The organism is Thalassolituus sp. UBA2590, assembly GCF_002339775.1.
Lineage (GTDB): Bacteria > Pseudomonadota > Gammaproteobacteria > Pseudomonadales > Oceanobacteraceae > Thalassolituus.
In genome coordinates this window covers 1-16,112 of record NZ_DDKU01000097.1, presented here as the reverse complement: position 1 = coordinate 16,112, position 16,112 = coordinate 1, and the positions used below count along the sequence as shown (strand labels likewise).

Here is a 16,112-nt window from a genome sequence, read left to right as displayed (position 1 = left end):
TTGGGTAAGTACTTCGACCACTGGCGTGCCCGACTGTTTGTACCACAGACGAAACTGGCTGAAATCAACGCCATTGGCGTCTTCCATCGCCTGAACAAAATCGTTGATGGTGACAGCCTGACCATCGTGGCGTTCAAAGTAGAGATCAGACCCTTTACGGAATCCTTCGGCGCCCAGAATTTTGTGCAACATACGAACAATTTCAGCGCCTTTCTCATAGATGGTCACTGTGTAAAAGTTGGAAATCTCGATGTAGGAGTCTGGTTGCACCGGATGCGCCATCGGCCCACCGTCTTCCGCGAACTGAACAGTGCGCAGCATACTGGCGTCTTCAATTCGTTTCACAGTGGGTGAATTCATATCCGCGGAGAAACAGGCATCCCGGAACACAGTAAAACCTTCTTTGAGGCTTAACTGAAACCAGTCGCGACAGGTAACGCGGTTGCCCGACCAGTTGTGAAAATATTCGTGAGCCACAATGGCTTCGATACGTTGATACGCGGCATCGGTCGCGGTAGCTGGATTAGCGAGAACACAGGACGAGTTAAAAATATTCAGACCTTTGTTTTCCATGGCCCCCATGTTGAAGTCATCAACGGCGACGATCATGAAAATATCCAGATCGTATTCGCGGCCATAGACTTCTTCGTCCCATCGCATAGAGCGCTTCAGAGCGTCCAGTGCGTATTCTGTTTTATCAACGTTCTGAGGTTCAACAAAAATCCGCAGCAGCACTTCACGACCTGAGCAGGTAGTGAAGTGATCATCACGAACCTGAAGATCCCCTGCCACCAGCGCAAACAGGTAGGCCGGCTTTTTATGCGGATCGTGCCAGACGACGTGTTTTTTGCCATCTTCAGTTTTTTCACTCACCGGGTTGCCGTTCGACAGCAACACCGGGAACTGTTCAGCATCGGCGATTATTTCAGTTGTAAACACTGACATAACATCCGGGCGGTCCGGGTAGTAAGTGATACGACGGAAGCCTTCGGCCTCGCACTGTGTGCAATACATACCGCCTGAACGATACAGCCCTTCCAATGCTGTATTTTTTTCTGGATATATCTGAGTGGATATTTCCAGGGTGTGTGATGCGCCTAAGCCACTGAGAGTCAGAGTTTCGTCACCCACCACATAGTCGTCGGTCGTCAGTTCGTTTCCGTCAAGACGGATACTAAGAAGTTCGAGGTCCTGCCCGTTAAGCACAAGTTCATTACCGTCCCCGACCTGCTTAAGTGTCAGAACGGAATGCACCTGGGTATAGCCATCATTTAATTCGAATTTAAGATGGGTATCCGTCACTTCATAGGCGGGTGCTTGGTAGTCCGCTAACTGAATCGCCTTCGGTTGAGCGTCACGCATGTTAAGACTCCCTGTTCACTGTCACTCTGACGTTGTATGAGGTAAATTTCCGCAAATTGATGACTCCAGTATCGAGAATCAGGTACTGACCCTTCATGCCCATCAGGCGCCCCGATACTTCTGCGGTTTTATCGAAATTATGACTACTTACTTTGGTCGGGTATTCAATTACTGGGTAATTAAAGTGCCGGACGCTCTCGTTCGTCAACCATGTAATTGAGCCAGGACCCTGCTCCAGCTCAAGCTGATTGAGTTCTTCAGCAAAATGCTCTTTGAGGCGGTCTCTTTCTGAGACCAGATCCAGTTCTGGCGAATCGCCTTTCAGCATTGCCCGCCAGTTCGTTTTATCGGCGATATCGCGGCGGATAATATCTTCGACCAACCCAGCCAGTCGTCGTGTTGCAACTCTCGCAATTGGTAAGGCTTGCGCGGCGCCCTGGTCCAGCCAACGGGAAGGCATATTCTTCATCCGCGTAATGCCGACCTTGATGCCCGACGAATTGGCCAGGTAAACGATATGGTCGTTAAAACAAACGCGCTCGCCCCACGCTGCATCCCGGCAGGTGCCAAGGTGAAAGTGGCACTTTTCAGGGCTCATGATGCAGGAATCGCATTCCGGCAGTTTGGTAAAGCAGGGGTAACAATATCCCTGGCTGAAACTTTTATTGGTTGGCCGGTTACAGGCACGACAATGGATGTCGCCCTCCCACGAGAGGGACAGGCTTTTTCCGAGAAAATCGTTGATCGGGTACTCTTCATTGTTGAGCACCAGCGAGTATGCCACCGTTGCCGCTGGGCGAATGCGCATCTTATCCAGATGGCCGGAAAATTCTGACTTGCTCATTGGATATTCAGCGGTTGAGTGTCGTCGTCTTTACCAGATTTGCACCCCTGATCGAGATATCCTACTCGTTGATCGGCAGGCACATCGTGGGTGTTTTCGTAATAGATGATGGCTTCCATGCATAATTCCCGCTGCCCATCTTCAAGCTTGCGGCCATTTGGCCAACGCCCGGTTGCAACAGCATTTTTCAGGTTTTCGTACACTTCGGGTGTAAGCGAACGGATCAGATCTTCAAGATTCATTATTTCTCCGATTAGGATTTGGCCAGATCACGGCCAGCAGGAAGCCACACAATAAACCGCCCAGATGCCCACCATGCGCGGACCCCGACAGGCCCGGCACTACGGTGTCTCCGAACAGCATAATCACCATAAAGAAAATCATTACCCCCAACAAGGCCGGAGGAATGCCGTAATTTATTCTGTAACGGTACTGACGAAGCCCGGTCCAGGCCGCTAACCCATAAACAACCCCCGAGATACCACCGAACGCTGGGCCAGCCAACCACCACTGCAACAGATTTCCGCTGATGCCGCACAGTATGAGTAATGCCAGAATACCAAAACGCTCGCCCTGACGTTCCATGGCTCCGGCCAGTACCCAGATCCACAAGGTATTGAACAGCAGATGCATCACACTAAAATGCAGCAGCGTTGGTCGCCACATTTCCCAGAACGACATGTTCAGATAGGTAGAAAGCTGATTTCGGGCGTCGGGCCAGAGAGACTGGCTATTCTCCAGCCATGCGTGCCAGTCATTCGAAACATGCTGCCAGCCAAACACGCAAGCCACCAGCACTATGAGAGCAACCGTTAACGGCACTGCGGTCAGCCGTTGGATGATCGAAGGGCCAGAACTCCCGACAGCCACTGGCTCCGCTAATGAGCCTTCTCTCCAGTCGTCCAGCAGCTCTTTGATACGCTCGATATCGTCGGGGTCGGCAATCAATAACACCTGCTGATTACCTTCCTCGACAACGCGATGCACTATTTTCTCTGACCACAAATGCCGTGTCAGAGGCGACAGGTCAGTCTCCAGTGGAGCACTTAATACGGCCAGCGGTTGCATCAGCGCTCTTTCTTTTCAACGCGGACCCAGGCAAATTTGCCCTTCTGCAGATGACGTTCGGTATCCATCCGATACGCGACCAGGCGACCGTACTTCACTGCACTGTAATCAAGACAGGCGATGTTGGGTACGATGGGCTCGGGCAAGCCTGACATCCAGTAATGTCCGATAAACAGAGGTTTTTCATCAGGCCCGTAAAACAGTAACTGCTCTTTCTCGTCTTCACTGAGTAGCGCATGCTGCAGATCTTCAGGCAGAGGGTCAGGCTGAAAAATCACATCGTTATAGCGCTGCGGGTCTCCCGCCCAGAACTTGGTTCTGAAGAACTGTCTGACCATGCCGTCTTTTGCCGTCATTGAACGACCATCAGGCAATTTCAGCGAGGTTCCGCGTAACATCCGATCCAGAAACTGGTACAGAAATGAATCCGTCTGCACAGACTCAGGTAGCATGTCTTTCGTTATGTGATTCGAGCCATAACGGCGCAGATACTCGTCGATCATCTGATGATCCCAGCAAGCATGGACCACCCGGAAGTGTTCGTACTCACGGAACAGAGGGATGGTCAGAAACCAATCGAGCATTTCATTGAATTCCTGCGGGTAATTCGCGAACTGCTCTAATGTCTGTTCAACAATAAAATTGTTGCGCGGCGTGTGCGGACGCAGAAACGGCTGGCGCATGCCCGCCGGCGCCTCACTCAGATAAGTGACGACGTTGTACTCGTGATTACCCATAACGATATCGGCGTGCCCGGCTTCCACCATGTCTCGCACGATATGACACGCAAGCCGTATATTTGGCCCGCGGTCCACGATGTCTCCCAGGAAGACAACTTTGCGCTTGGGGTGCTGGTACACCCCGTTTCGCTTGCTGTAACCCATCTGTTCGAGCAGGTCGATCAGCGTCAGGCCACAGCCGTGAATGTCGCCTATCAGGTCATATCCCTGATGCATATTCAGTCTCCGAGGTTACTGCTCCAGCCCAACTTAGTACGACAGATCTCGTAAAAGTTATGACCTTTCGGATGGATCAGTTTCAGCTTGTGCGCTTTTTTACGGATAGTGATGCTGTCACCCGGTGCACAAGGAATGTGTGTCTGGCCGTCACAACTGATCGTCGGATACAGCCCCTGGCTGGCATCCACAACAATTTTCACTTCTGCCTTGCCGTCAACCACAATCGGTCGACTCGACAGCGTATGCGGAAACATTGGCACCAGAACCAGGGCATCAAGGCGCGGATGCATAATCGGGCCGCCACCAGACAAAGCATAGGCGGTAGATCCAGTCGGTGTTGAAACAATCAGACCATCAGAGCGCAGGTGATATACAAACTGACCTTCGATATAGAGGTCAAAGGCGATCATCCGGGCAGACTTACCCGGGTGCAGAACCACGTCATTCAAGCCGGTGGCTGAGCCAATCGGGTTACCATCCCGCTTGATTTCAGCATCAAGAAGAAAGCGTCGTTCTTCTATATATTCACCATCAAGGACTGCCTGAACCGCTTCACACATTTCATCATCCGGGCTGATATCGGTCAGGAACCCGAGGCGACCACGGTTAATCCCAAGAACAGGTGTATTAAATTTAGCAAGTGCCCGTGCAGCACCGAGAAGGCTGCCATCACCGCCCACTACGATCACCAGATCACAGATCTCGCCCAGCATGTTCACGTTACTGACCTGCATTCCGTGACCAGGCATCACCTCCGCGATACGGTCGTCCAGAATGGTGTGATACCCCTCGTCGAGCAGATAACGCGACAAACGACGGATAGTATCTATCACTTTATTACTGTTCAGTCGGCCGATCAGACCGATATTGCGGAACTCTTCCATCAGAAAACTGGTAACCTCAACAAATCACGAGCTGCAGTCACCATCCTGCTGCAGCGTCTTTTTATATACTATACCGCAGAACACCAGGCTTGACCCCATGGCGACCACCCCGGAAGCATTCTTCGACATTCAGGATAAAAACAAGCGCGATCTGCTCTGGAGCATTTTTGGCCCGTCTCTCCTGAGCAGCAGCGTAACACCGCCGTTAACAGAAATATTGCCAGAGCTGTGCGAAAGCCGTTTGAAAGGGACCACTCTGTCACCCGACTTTCAAAGCCCGCGCCTTGGTTTCCGTTTCGAACAACTGTGGCAATCCGCATTAAGCAGCTCAGAAATTCCGTTCATCGCCAACCAGCAGATTACCGATGAAGGAAGAACCCTCGGTGAACTGGATCTGCTGATTCCGCGCGGACAAAGCACCCTGCACATTGAGCTTGCACTCAAATTCTACCTTGGCGTCGAGGATGACTGGATCGGTCCGAATCGCCGGGATCTTCTCAGCCGTAAAATACAGCACACCTTCGATCACCAGTTACCACTGGCTCAGAACCCGGTCGCTCTGAGTGAAATCAAGCAGCTTGCCCCTGTCCCCGTGCAATCTTTCGCCATTATGCGCGGCTGCCTGTTTGCGCCAGCGCATGATGTATCGGCAGCACCTTTGCCCGTCGAGATCAACGCAGACCACTGGTCGGGCTACTGGTGCCCGGTTAATCAGGCTCACCATTTACCCGAAGGGCACTGGTACGTTTTATCAAAACAGGATTGGCTAAGCCCGGTATTCTCTTCGTTTGCGGTCACGCGGGATGAGCTTCTGAAATACCTCACCTGTGCTTATCAATATCTGAGCATCCCTCTTGCGATTGCCCGGATGGAGAAGCTCCAGAACGGTTGGGGAGAAACTGAACGCTGGATGATGGTCGCGCCTGACTGGCACAGTTAACCCCAAACGATACATCTATAACGTTGAGTACCTAAGACCCGATACACCACGGCGACCTTGCAGGCCGCCACTATGAACCAGCAGGCTGCGTCTTGGCTCAGTATCCTGTGCCATGAGCCAGGCCGCGAGCAGACGTACGGTATAGACAGGGTCAAGCATCAGGCCCGCCCGGTCTGCATCGGCAATCAGTTTCCTGAGCGCCGGAGATAATTTACCGAATCGCAGGTTTTCTGGCTGGTGCGCAAAACGTATTTCAGGGGAATAGGAGCTCGCTTTTAACTGTGCCTCAAGCACTCCCTGATCCTGAACAGCATTGACGATCACTAAGGTCTGATCTGCTCTTAACTGCTCAGCAATTCCCTGCGCCGTCGTCCCGGTGCCCGCAGCAACCCAGACTTCGTCGTAGGGCTCGAACAGCGATGCAAGCAGGCCGAATCCTTCCCTGCCCTCGGGGCCGTCGCCGCCCTCAGGAATCACCCAGGCATCTGACTCAACCGCCAATCGAGTCCGCCACGCTTCGTCATAACGCATCGCGTATTGATCACGGCCGCAGAAGCGTATTCTCATGCCTGCATCGATACAGTCCTGCAAGGTAGGCGTCAGAGGCTGTTCGGGGTAGCCCAACACCAGGGCTTCTACTGGGATGTTGAGCCGTTGAGCAGCAAATGCCAGCGCATGGAGGTGATTGGACCAACGGCCGCCAAAGCTGATCAGGGATGACCTTCCCGATTCTTCCCACGCGTGGAGGTGCCCGAGCAGTTTAAAGACTTTATTGCCAGACATCAGAGGATCAATCTGCTCAAGGTGCAGGCAGTCAAAATCAAGGCCTCGAACGTTATGACGTGCAATCAGTCCCGGCCCCATACTCAGGACGGTAGTGGGCAGCAGGCGTTCCAGCAAAAGGGATAGATCAGACACGGCGGAAGGGCAGATAAACGTTGCAGCCAATAAAGACGCCTAAGATGCCAGATCTCATTCGCGCTGTCATGCAACCACAAACAGCGGAGGCTCAGTCTCTCTTCAGTTAGTAGCGTTTTTTGACGGCGCCAGGATCGCTGGACATACCAAACTCATTAGTCTCCGCTGCAGCCTCCTTTGAGAGTGCTTTGGACAGATTGTCGTTCGGACCGTCGGGCTCGTCGAGCACCTCATTCTTCTCACCGCGATAGAGCGCAGCCGTTTTCTCGGCAATAGCCTTTACTCTCTGATTCTTCTCAGGAAACTGAATATCAAACTCGATAAGAAGTTTACGCGCAGCTTTGAAATAATTTGCCGCAGTGACAATATCGCCCCGCCCAGCAGCAACATCGCCCTGAGCGGTGTATGTATCTACCTCGCGCTCCAGCAGGGTCATCTTTAGGTAACGCCGATACTCGACCATGGCCGTCTCGGAAATCTGCTTCTTTTTTGCCATCAGGGTAAGTGCTTTGAGCACTGCCGAGAATTGCCGGCGGCCGTATTTCAGCTCGCGGTCGCTCTTCAGAACACGGCGACAAGGGCCATCCGCTTTGATTTTCTGTTCGTAAGGTTCAGCATCAAAATCCCCCTTACCTGCTTCGGCCCCAGCCTGGCTTGCTGCCAGCGCGTACAACTCTTTCACCCGTTCAAGCACGGCAGACTGAATGTCGCGGTGACTGTCGACCAACATCAGGTACTCCAGCGCCTCGAGCAGGTCTCCAGCCTTCTGGCGGATCAGTCGCGCCTGATTCTGCTTCGCCTGCTTCTTCTGCAGGTTACGGTTGTAAACAACGGCACCCAGCATGAGTAACGCCAGCGGTACAGCGATCGCCAGAACCAGTCCGATTGCCGACATATTTTCCAACTCCGTATGTTTTGTGCTATTCCTGACAACAGGTGGCAAAGTTAAATAAAGGGTGTTGATCTACCAAAGTTTAGCAAGTTTCTGAGTGTCCGCTGATTTACTGCGCTGATCATGAGACTTGACCTCACCCCATGTTTTGGTTTTAAAGTGTCGCCTAATTGAGCCTGTCCGGTGTCTTCATCAAGCCGGTCAGTGGAATTTCAGGCGTTGGCATCCTGTGCCCGCGCCCTATTAAGGTATCTGAACGGACTATGGGCAAATCACTGGTGATTGTGGAGTCGCCTGCTAAGGCGAAGACGATCAATAAGTATCTCGGCAAAGATTTCATCGTAAAATCCAGTGTCGGCCACATCCGCGATCTGCCCACTTCGGGGGGAGCAACCAAGTCAGATCCGAAAGAACGTGCCCGACAGGCTGCCCTGACGCGCAAGATGTCACCCGACGAGAAAGCCGAGTATAGAAAGAAGAAGGCTCATGATCAGTTGATTAACCGGATGGGTATTGATCCGGATAACGACTGGAAAGCCAGCTACGAAGTGCTCCCGGGTAAAGAAAAAGTCGTCGAAGAACTGCAACGTCTGGCCAAGAATGCCGACCAGATCTATCTCGCAACGGATTTGGACCGCGAAGGGGAAGCCATTGCATGGCACCTGCGGGAAGTTATCGGCAGCGAATCAAAACCATACCGTCGCGTGGTGTTTAACGAAATCACCAAGAAGGCTATTCAGGCGGCGTTCGAGCAGCCCTCAGAGCTGAACATCAACCGTGTGAATGCTCAGCAGGCACGTCGTTTCCTCGACCGTGTTGTTGGCTTCATGGTTTCCCCTCTACTTTGGGCAAAAGTCGCCCGCGGCCTGTCCGCAGGGCGTGTTCAGTCCGTTGCTGTACGCCTGATCGTCGAACGCGAACGTGAAATTCGTGCCTTTATTCCAGAAGAGTACTGGGAAGCCTTTGCCAATCTGAAATCAGACAGTGGCGATGATCTGCGGGCGCAGGTGGTAAAAGCCGCCGGCAAAGAATTCCGCCCGAACAACGAGGCTGATACAACGTCAGCACTGGATATCATCCGCAAAGGGCCGTTCAAGGTCACTAAGCGCGAAGACAAGCCTACCAGTTCCCGCCCTGCGGCACCTTTTATTACATCGACGCTGCAGCAGGCCGCAAGTACCCGTCTAGGCTACAGCGTTAAGAAAACAATGACACTGGCTCAGCGCCTGTATGAAGCCGGTTACATCACCTACATGCGTACGGACTCAACGAACCTCAGCCAGGATGCCGTGGCCAGCGTTCGCGACTACATCAACGACAAACTGGGCGCGGAGTACCTGCCGGATAATCCTCGCCAGTACAGCAGCAAAGAAGGCGCACAGGAAGCGCACGAAGCCATCCGCCCTTCTGATGTCCGCCTGCGTTCCGGTGACCTGTCCTCCATGGAGCCGGACGCCGAGCGTCTGTACGACCTGATCTGGCGCCGCTTTGTCGCCTGCCAGACCAACGATGCCAAATTCACCAGCACTACCGTTACGGTCCACTCTGGTGACTATGAGCTTCGCACGAAAGGACGCGTCATCCGCTTCGACGGTCACCTTAAAGTACTGCCACCTGCTGGCAGCAAGGGCGACGATGATGTCCTGCTCCCTGACGTTCAGGAAGGTGATGTTCTCAAATTGGAAGAGCTTGAACCGAAGCAGCACTTTACTAAACCTGCTCCACGCTTCTCTGAAGCAGCGCTGGTTAAAGAACTCGAGAAGCGTGGCATTGGCCGACCTTCTACCTATGCTTCGATTATTTCGACCATTCAGGATCGTGGTTATGTCAGCCTGAAAGGACGACGCTTCTACGCTGAGAAGATGGGCGATATTGTCACCAGTCGTCTGACAGAAAACTTCACCGACCTGATGGACTACAGCTTTACTGCCACGATGGAAGAAAAGCTGGATGAAATCGCCGACGGTGATGCTAACTGGAAGGCGGTACTGAACAACTTCTACAACGACTTCACCGATAAGCTGGAAGAAGCTGGCAGTGAAAATGGCATGCGTCCGAACGATCCTGTCGACACGGACATTGAGTGTCCTACCTGTAGTCGCCATATGCAGATTCGTAATGGTTCTACCGGTGTATTCCTCGGCTGCTCAGGTTACAGCCTGCCACCGAAGGAACGCTGCACCCAGACACTGAACCTGATTCCCGGTGATGAAGTCATCAGCGCTGACGAAGATGACGAGGCAGAAAGCCGCCGCCTGATGGATAAGCGTCGTTGTAAGATCTGTGATGCCGCCATGGAAAGTTACCTGCTGGATGAAAAACGCAAAGTACACATCTGCGGCAATAACCCGGACTGCGAAGGCTTCGAAGTTGAGGAAGGTCAATTCCGCATCAAAGGTTACGACGGTCCAACGCTCGAGTGCGACAAGTGCGGTTCTGAAATGCAGCTCAAGTCTGGCCGCTTTGGTAAGTACTTTGGCTGCACTAATGACGAGTGTAAGAACACGCGTAAACTGCTGAAAAACGGTGAAGCTGCGCCGCCTAAGATGGACCCGGTCCCGATGCCGGAGCTGCAATGCGAAAAAGTGGAAGATACCTACGTACTACGTGACGGTGCCAGCGGTCTTTTCCTCGCAGCCAGCCAGTTCCCACGCAAACGTGAAACCCGTGCACCACTGGTATCAGAGATCATTCCTCACAAAGATGAGATCGATCCTAAGTACCACTTCCTGATGAGTGCACCGGAAAAAGACAGCGATGGCAACCCGACCATTATTCGCTACAGCCGTAAGTCCAAAGAACAATACGTGATGACGGAAAGCGAAGGGAAAGCGACCGGCTGGAGCGCAACCTGGGACGGCAAACAGTGGAACATCACTGAAAAGAAAAAAGCGGCCCCGAAAAAAGCTGCAACGAAAAAAACCGCTGCGAAGAAAACTACCGCTAAGAAGGCAGCGGCTAAAAAAGCGGCGGATAAAAAGTCTGCTGAATAAGCCACTTGCAACAAGAACGGCCAAAGGTGCTATCAAGGCGCCTTAAGCCCCATAAAAAGGCCTTAAATGCGGCCTTTTTTTAATAATTTCTTCTTATATCTTTCATCGTTTTCTCACTGGTAGTCTGAAAGTCTCTGAGTTCAGAGAACTACTTACCTGTTCGCAGGTTTCGGATATCACAAAAGGAAACATAAAAAATGAAAGGATTTATTGCTCTCTTCGCTCTTGCCATCTCCCTGGCCTTCTCTTCAGTTCATGCCGAAGAGCCAAACGGCCCGGTCAATATCAACACAGCCTCTGCTGAAGAGCTCAGCGAATTAAAAGGCGTTGGTAAAACGAAAGCAGAAGCCATCGTTGCTCACCGCAACGAGCATGGTGAGTTCAGCAAGGTCGAAGACCTTACTCAAGTCAAAGGGATTGGCGAATCGATTCTGAAGTCTAACCGCCCATTGCTGAGCCTCGAGTAAAACCTGAAAAATCAGGCAATAAAAAGGAGGCTACGGCCTCCTTTTTACTTTTATTTATATTTTTAACCCAAGCTCTCTGGAGCTTATTCAACGAAAGTGCAACGACCCCACTCGCAACGCACAATACTCAGAGGCTGATCATCACACTCAACGTTGTAGATTTCGTAAGGCCACTCACCTTTAATCAGGCTTACACCTGAGCGGTCGCAGCTTTGCTGGTCAGACAGCTTTTCAACAACGTAGAGCGAACGTCCGTAACGCTTACCAGTTGCTGTTTCAACCATGCCTTTGCGCTCACGGTAAGTACCCTGCTCACTCGCAGCGGTAGCCTCCAGACTGGCCAGAGCCTGCTGAATATCCTCTGAGCCTTTAATATCCCACTTGCCTGCCTGATATTCTCCAAGGATCTTCACACACAGAGCTTCTTTATCGGAAGCGCCGTCGAGCTTGTTACGCACCGTCTGCACGGCGCGTTCCTGTACTTCCCAGGTGAGCCCCATGGCGACCCGGGCTCCCGTATCCAGACGGGTATCAGTCACGGTAATCAGGTTGTAAGCGAGACCGAAGTCCGCAGCCTCGACAGCATCACCGTTGCGTTGCCACCAGTCTGCTCGTGCAGTTTCCGCGGCGTAATTAGCGCGACCACTAACCGCAGCGCATTCATAACGCCAGGTATTCATCATGGTATCGGCCTGAAGCGCGTAAAAAATAGCGTCCCCTTTGGGAGAGAGTTGGTTACTTGCGCAACCCGTCAAAAAGGCCGCTGCCGCAAAAACAGAAAACAATGCTCTGGTCATTTTGATTCCTTATCTGAAGCGCTGAACAAAGCGCGGACCTCAAGTGCCGTAAACGGCCAGTTAAGTTCTTCGCCCGTTATTTCGTTACGAAGGACAGGTATCCGCAGACCGTAAAGATCTACGCCACCTTCAATATCGGTAATATCTTCAATGTATACGGTCACCGCAAGGCCCTCTGCGCCCTCAGTCACAATTGCAGCAGCCTGATCACACAGGTGGCACTCGGAAGTACCAAGAAGAACGTAGCTCAAGGATGGTTTACCGAAATAAAAACAGGTAGGAAAGTATACCGCCGCCAGACGTGTAATCCTATCTGGCGACATGTTGGCCGGTTTCTATCCGGCCAGAAGAGAATCAACGATTAAGCAGCTTACTCAGACCATCGTTAAATTGGCGCAATGCGTCCAGCCGAGATTCGTCCGGAGCCAGCGCCTCGAGCATTTTCTGCAAGGTATCTTTTGGCTCAGCAAGCGGTCTCGCGCGATCCAGGGCTTCGGTATAACTCTTAACGTAGTCGGTAATCATGTTCTGCTGCGACTCAAGGCGCTGCGTTGGTAACGACGGGCCAGATTCCCCGTAGGCATGAGAAACGCTCGAGAAGCTTCGCTGGCGCAGCTCCAGGCTCATAGACGCCAGTTCGTTACCATCAAAGCCTAGCTGCATGGCCTCCTCGAGTGCCGCACCCAGGTCGCCACCGTAAAAAGTCTCACTCAGTTTGCCCACGTCTTCGAACAGTGTTTGCAGGGCGTTAAGCTCACCTTCATCAAGGTTGCCATCAATCTGCATATCAAACCGGCTGGAAAATGCACTCGCAGTGAGGCTCATACCCGGCGTAGTCAGGCTGATGCCGCCCTCTTTCTGACGAAAATTCACCGTCACTTTGTCACCGTCGCGGGTCACGACCTCAAGCGACAGGCTCTGTGATGATCTGGTGCCAGCAAGAGTAAAACCTGTGGGGGCTGCGCTTTGCGGAGCGTCATCACGCTCAGGGACTTTGGGTGCCAGTAAATCTGGTTTCTCTCCGGCCTCAATCTGCTTCAGCCCTTCGGCAATGAGCGCTTCGCCCTTATCGATATCGGCTGCCAGAGACTCATCAAGGCGACCTAAGTCTTCAAGAATTGCACGCGCTTCACCGTAGCCTTTAGCGATCCCCTCGCGGGCCGCCTCCAGACGTTCAGCAATGCGCTCCTCGGAGGCTCCCTCTGCGCGAAGGCCTTCCACACTCTGATAGACATGGCGAAGTATATTGGTCGCTGTGACTTCCGGGCTTTGGGTAGAAACAGGCTGGGCAGACTTAGTATTCGCTACCTCAGCAGACTTATCGGCCTGTGCCAAACGATTTACTGCGCCTTGCGACTGGGACGAATCCTGCGGAGACCGCTGAAGATTGCCCAGGCTCTTGCCGTAGTTCTGAAAACCCGCACTGGAGAATGATGAAAAGGACGGAATGTTCATAGCAAGCTCCGCAGTAACCGATGAATGTGACTTCTGTATCGGTCACGGAGCTGTTTTCTTGAGTAGAAATCGCCTGTTCAGCGAATATTTACATTAAGTTGGCGTGTGCTGTCCGGATGACGCAGATCAATCAGCTACGGCGGATGTTGCGATACTCAACCGGCGTCTGATTTGTCCAGCGCTTGAAGGCCCGATAGAAGGTACTGGGTTCAGAAAAGCCGGTGAGGTAGACGATCTCATCAATGCTTTCATCGGTACCTGACAACAGGCGCTTGGCCAGGTTGCAGCGGTAGTCCGCGAGCAATTGATTAAAGTTGGTCCCTGCCTCAGTCAGACGCGTTCTTAGTGTGCGGGGCTTCATGTCCAGACGCCCCGCCACATCATCAAGATTGACCCGACCTGTCTCGAGTACTTCACCAAAAACCTTGTACACACGCGAGACGACGTCCTGACGCTCCAGCTTGGCAACGTGCTCACTGGCTAGTTTTTCATGCAGTTGCAGTAACTCAGGTTCGGCATGCAGTGACGGCAGATCCAGAAGACTGTCATCAAACCGGATACGGTTTTCACTGCACCCGAAACGCACATCGCAATCAAAAATACGGTGGTGTTCTGCGCAATTCTCTGGTGCTGGATGCGTAAATTCAATTGCTGCCGGGCGGAATTGCTCGTCGGTCACATACTCAAAGAAGCGCACCAGCCCAAGAACCATGCATTCATTAAGGTGACGAAGGCCGGTCACTTTGTCACTGGCTGATTCAACTTTTACAGATGCCTGATGGCTGTCGATCTCAATACTCGCCTGAGAGGCATCGCTCAACAGACGCTGGTAACTCAACGCCCGTTTCAGCCCTTCTCCGAAAGTTGGACTCGACAAAAAGAGGTACTGCAACACCTGTCCTTTGTAGACAGGCATGTTTTCGCCGAGGTGAATACCAATATCCGGGTCTCCGGAGACGTCCTCCATCACACTCCAGAAAATAATCTGAGCGTCATGCGGAGTACGCAGATTGCGGTCCTGCAGTACCTCGGGCGTGACACCCAGGCGCTGCCAGACATCATCAGCATTGATCCCCATCTTCAGCATCGCATGATGCGCCAGTTGGATCATAATGCCGGAGTCGCGCAATTCAGCCATTCCACCAGACATAAGTGTTTGATATTCCAAAAAGAAGAGAGTGCGATTTTGCCAGATACTCGGCCGTCTGCAAGCCTTATTGACCGATCTGACGCAGAACCCGCGTGATTGCGCCAATGGTGAGCTGCTCTGGTCGGCCTACTATCTGGCTTGATATGTGTCAAAAAAGAGTTTTTTCAGGACTTAATTTATGTATCACGCTACCCGTATTGAGTTAAAAAAGCTTCCGAGCGTTGCAAATCATACTGTGCGCTCTGCGTTTTCACGCAACACCAACATCCGCAACCCTGAGTTGCCGAACATGGATGCGGTCATTTACGGCCACGTCCCAAGCAAAAAGAATGTCAAAGACTACGCCAGCATCTGCGGCTTTGACACCAAAAGCGAATTTTTGCCAATCACTTACCCACATGTTGCTGCTTTCAAGCTACACATGGAGCTGATGCTGCACCGTACCTTCCCTCTGGGCATCATGGGCATGGTTCACGTAACCAATAAGATTACTCAGCACCGCGGTATTAAGCTCGGTGAGGCTCTGGATGTCCGCGCTTTCTTCGCTGGCTCTAATCGCACGCACAAAGGGTTGGAGGTCAGCCTTCGCACTGAAATCCGTGTGGGCATGGAGCTTGTCTGGGAAGGCCTCAGCACCTACCTGGCGCTGCTGCCAAGCAAAGGCATTGAGAAGAAAGAAGCAGAGCAGCTGCTTCCTGAGAACCCTGAATACAGTGAAAGCGAAACCTGGACGCTGCCATCCAACCTCGGCCTGAAGTACGGTCCGGTAGCCGGCGATCCGAACCCAATTCACTGGGGCGTGATCGCTGCCAAGGCATTCGGCTTTAAACGTCATCTGGCACACGGCATGTGGACCAAAGGACGTGCTGCCGCCAGTGTTCACAAAATGCTGGGTTCTGAAGCTGCGGAAATCTACGTTGAATTTAAACGTCCGATTTTCTTGCCGGCAAAAGTGGAGCTGCACTCAGGTAAAAAAGATCAGGAAATTGACTTCGAAGTAGCGGCAACCCGCAACGACGATGTCCACCTTGCAGGTTACATTAAAGCCTTGTAAACCGAACGACAGTTCAGCCACGTACTGATCAGTGCCCGGGCTCAACCGGGCACTTACTTATCTCCTACCATCTCATCTTCAGCATTCACAGGGTTTCCACCCGATAACCACTGCATCGCATCAGCGTAATGACCGAAAAGCCTGACAGGGTACGCTGGCGCATGGTAGGAAAGAAACATCGAGGTAAGGTGTTGCAGCATAAACGAATCACCGATCACAGCAACGGCCCTGGTAGAGGCTTGTACTAAGGGGTTTGATGCGTATATCTGAACTTCGAAATCAACAGTAAGAACATCTGAAGCAATGATAGCGACCAGCTTGGGGGACAT

The 16,112-nt window shown here is 52.3% G+C and carries 17 protein-coding genes; 4 read left to right on the top strand and 13 right to left on the bottom strand.

What is annotated here, in order from left to right:
• The 6 genes from pepN to B2067_RS08920 form a co-directional block, all read right to left on the bottom strand.
• Positions 1-1,362, bottom strand: a 1,362-nt coding sequence (gene pepN / locus B2067_RS08945; protein WP_301388177.1) for an aminopeptidase N, incomplete at its 3' end; no start/stop codon positions are given.
• Position 1,363: 1 nt separating this feature from the next.
• A complete protein-coding gene (locus tag B2067_RS08940; protein WP_301388176.1) occupies positions 1,364-2,206 on the bottom strand; it encodes a DUF2797 domain-containing protein in 843 nt (280 codons plus the stop codon).
• Positions 2,203-2,448 (bottom strand): YeaC family protein, encoded by a 246-nt coding sequence (locus tag B2067_RS08935; RefSeq protein ID WP_068442083.1) that lies wholly within the window; start codon positions 2,446-2,448, stop codon positions 2,203-2,205. The genes B2067_RS08940 and B2067_RS08935 overlap by 4 nt, the downstream gene beginning before the upstream one ends.
• On the bottom strand, positions 2,438-3,274 hold the full coding sequence (locus B2067_RS08930; RefSeq protein ID WP_301388175.1) for a rhomboid family intramembrane serine protease: 837 nt from the start codon (positions 3,272-3,274) through the stop codon (positions 2,438-2,440). The genes B2067_RS08935 and B2067_RS08930 overlap by 11 nt, the downstream gene beginning before the upstream one ends.
• A complete protein-coding gene (locus B2067_RS08925; RefSeq protein WP_297530528.1) occupies positions 3,274-4,230 on the bottom strand; it encodes a metallophosphoesterase in 957 nt (318 codons plus the stop codon). Before B2067_RS08925 ends, B2067_RS08930 begins: the two co-directional genes overlap by 1 nt.
• Before the next feature lie 2 nt (positions 4,231-4,232).
• The gene (locus B2067_RS08920) at positions 4,233-5,117 is read right to left on the bottom strand and encodes an NAD(+) kinase (protein ID WP_076514108.1); all 885 of its coding nucleotides are present in this window, start codon (positions 5,115-5,117) and stop codon (positions 4,233-4,235) included.
• A gap of 97 nt (positions 5,118-5,214) precedes the next feature.
• Between B2067_RS08920 and B2067_RS08915 the strand changes: the two genes are divergently transcribed.
• The gene (locus B2067_RS08915) at positions 5,215-6,057 is read left to right on the top strand and encodes a DUF1853 family protein (RefSeq protein ID WP_301388174.1); all 843 of its coding nucleotides are present in this window, start codon (positions 5,215-5,217) and stop codon (positions 6,055-6,057) included.
• A 15-nt stretch (positions 6,058-6,072) separates the two neighbouring features.
• Here the strand turns inward: B2067_RS08915 and B2067_RS08910 are convergent, their stop codons facing one another.
• Positions 6,073-6,975 (bottom strand): 1-aminocyclopropane-1-carboxylate deaminase/D-cysteine desulfhydrase, encoded by a 903-nt coding sequence (locus tag B2067_RS08910; protein ID WP_301388173.1) that lies wholly within the window; start codon positions 6,973-6,975, stop codon positions 6,073-6,075.
• A gap of 106 nt (positions 6,976-7,081) precedes the next feature.
• Entirely contained in the window at positions 7,082-7,870 is a 789-nt protein-coding gene (locus B2067_RS08905; protein WP_301388172.1) for a hypothetical protein, read from the bottom strand.
• Between the two features lie 260 nt (positions 7,871-8,130).
• Between B2067_RS08905 and topA the strand changes: the two genes are divergently transcribed.
• Positions 8,131-10,860, top strand: coding sequence for a type I DNA topoisomerase (gene topA, locus B2067_RS08900; RefSeq protein ID WP_297530611.1), 2,730 nt, complete (start codon positions 8,131-8,133; stop codon positions 10,858-10,860).
• A 197-nt stretch (positions 10,861-11,057) separates the two neighbouring features.
• Positions 11,058-11,327: a ComEA family DNA-binding protein gene (locus tag B2067_RS08895; protein ID WP_068440315.1), complete on the top strand. Its 270-nt coding sequence runs from the start codon at positions 11,058-11,060 to the stop codon at positions 11,325-11,327.
• 83 nt (positions 11,328-11,410) lie between these two features.
• Here B2067_RS08895 and B2067_RS08890 read toward each other — a convergent pair whose 3' ends face one another.
• The 4 genes from B2067_RS08890 to B2067_RS08875 form a co-directional block, all read right to left on the bottom strand.
• Positions 11,411-12,124, bottom strand: a complete 714-nt coding sequence (locus tag B2067_RS08890) for a hypothetical protein (RefSeq protein ID WP_297530519.1) — start codon at positions 12,122-12,124, stop codon at positions 11,411-11,413.
• A complete protein-coding gene (locus B2067_RS08885; RefSeq protein ID WP_068442127.1) occupies positions 12,121-12,375 on the bottom strand; it encodes a glutaredoxin family protein in 255 nt (84 codons plus the stop codon). The genes B2067_RS08890 and B2067_RS08885 overlap by 4 nt, the downstream gene beginning before the upstream one ends.
• Positions 12,376-12,478: 103 nt before the next feature.
• On the bottom strand, positions 12,479-13,579 hold the full coding sequence (locus B2067_RS08880; protein ID WP_301388171.1) for a DUF5610 domain-containing protein: 1,101 nt from the start codon (positions 13,577-13,579) through the stop codon (positions 12,479-12,481).
• 130 nt (positions 13,580-13,709) lie between these two features.
• Positions 13,710-14,729 carry an AraC family transcriptional regulator gene (locus tag B2067_RS08875; RefSeq protein WP_301388170.1) on the bottom strand — a complete coding sequence of 340 codons (1,020 nt, stop codon included), beginning with the start codon at positions 14,727-14,729 and terminating at the stop codon, positions 13,710-13,712.
• 178 nt (positions 14,730-14,907) lie between these two features.
• On the opposite strand from B2067_RS08875, the gene B2067_RS08870 reads away from it, so the two are divergent.
• Positions 14,908-15,783 (top strand): MaoC family dehydratase, encoded by an 876-nt coding sequence (locus tag B2067_RS08870; RefSeq protein ID WP_297530512.1) that lies wholly within the window; start codon positions 14,908-14,910, stop codon positions 15,781-15,783.
• Between the two features lie 53 nt (positions 15,784-15,836).
• Here B2067_RS08870 and B2067_RS08865 read toward each other — a convergent pair.
• Positions 15,837-16,112, bottom strand: a 276-nt coding sequence (locus B2067_RS08865; RefSeq protein ID WP_301388169.1) for an STAS/SEC14 domain-containing protein, incomplete at its 5' end; no start/stop codon positions are given.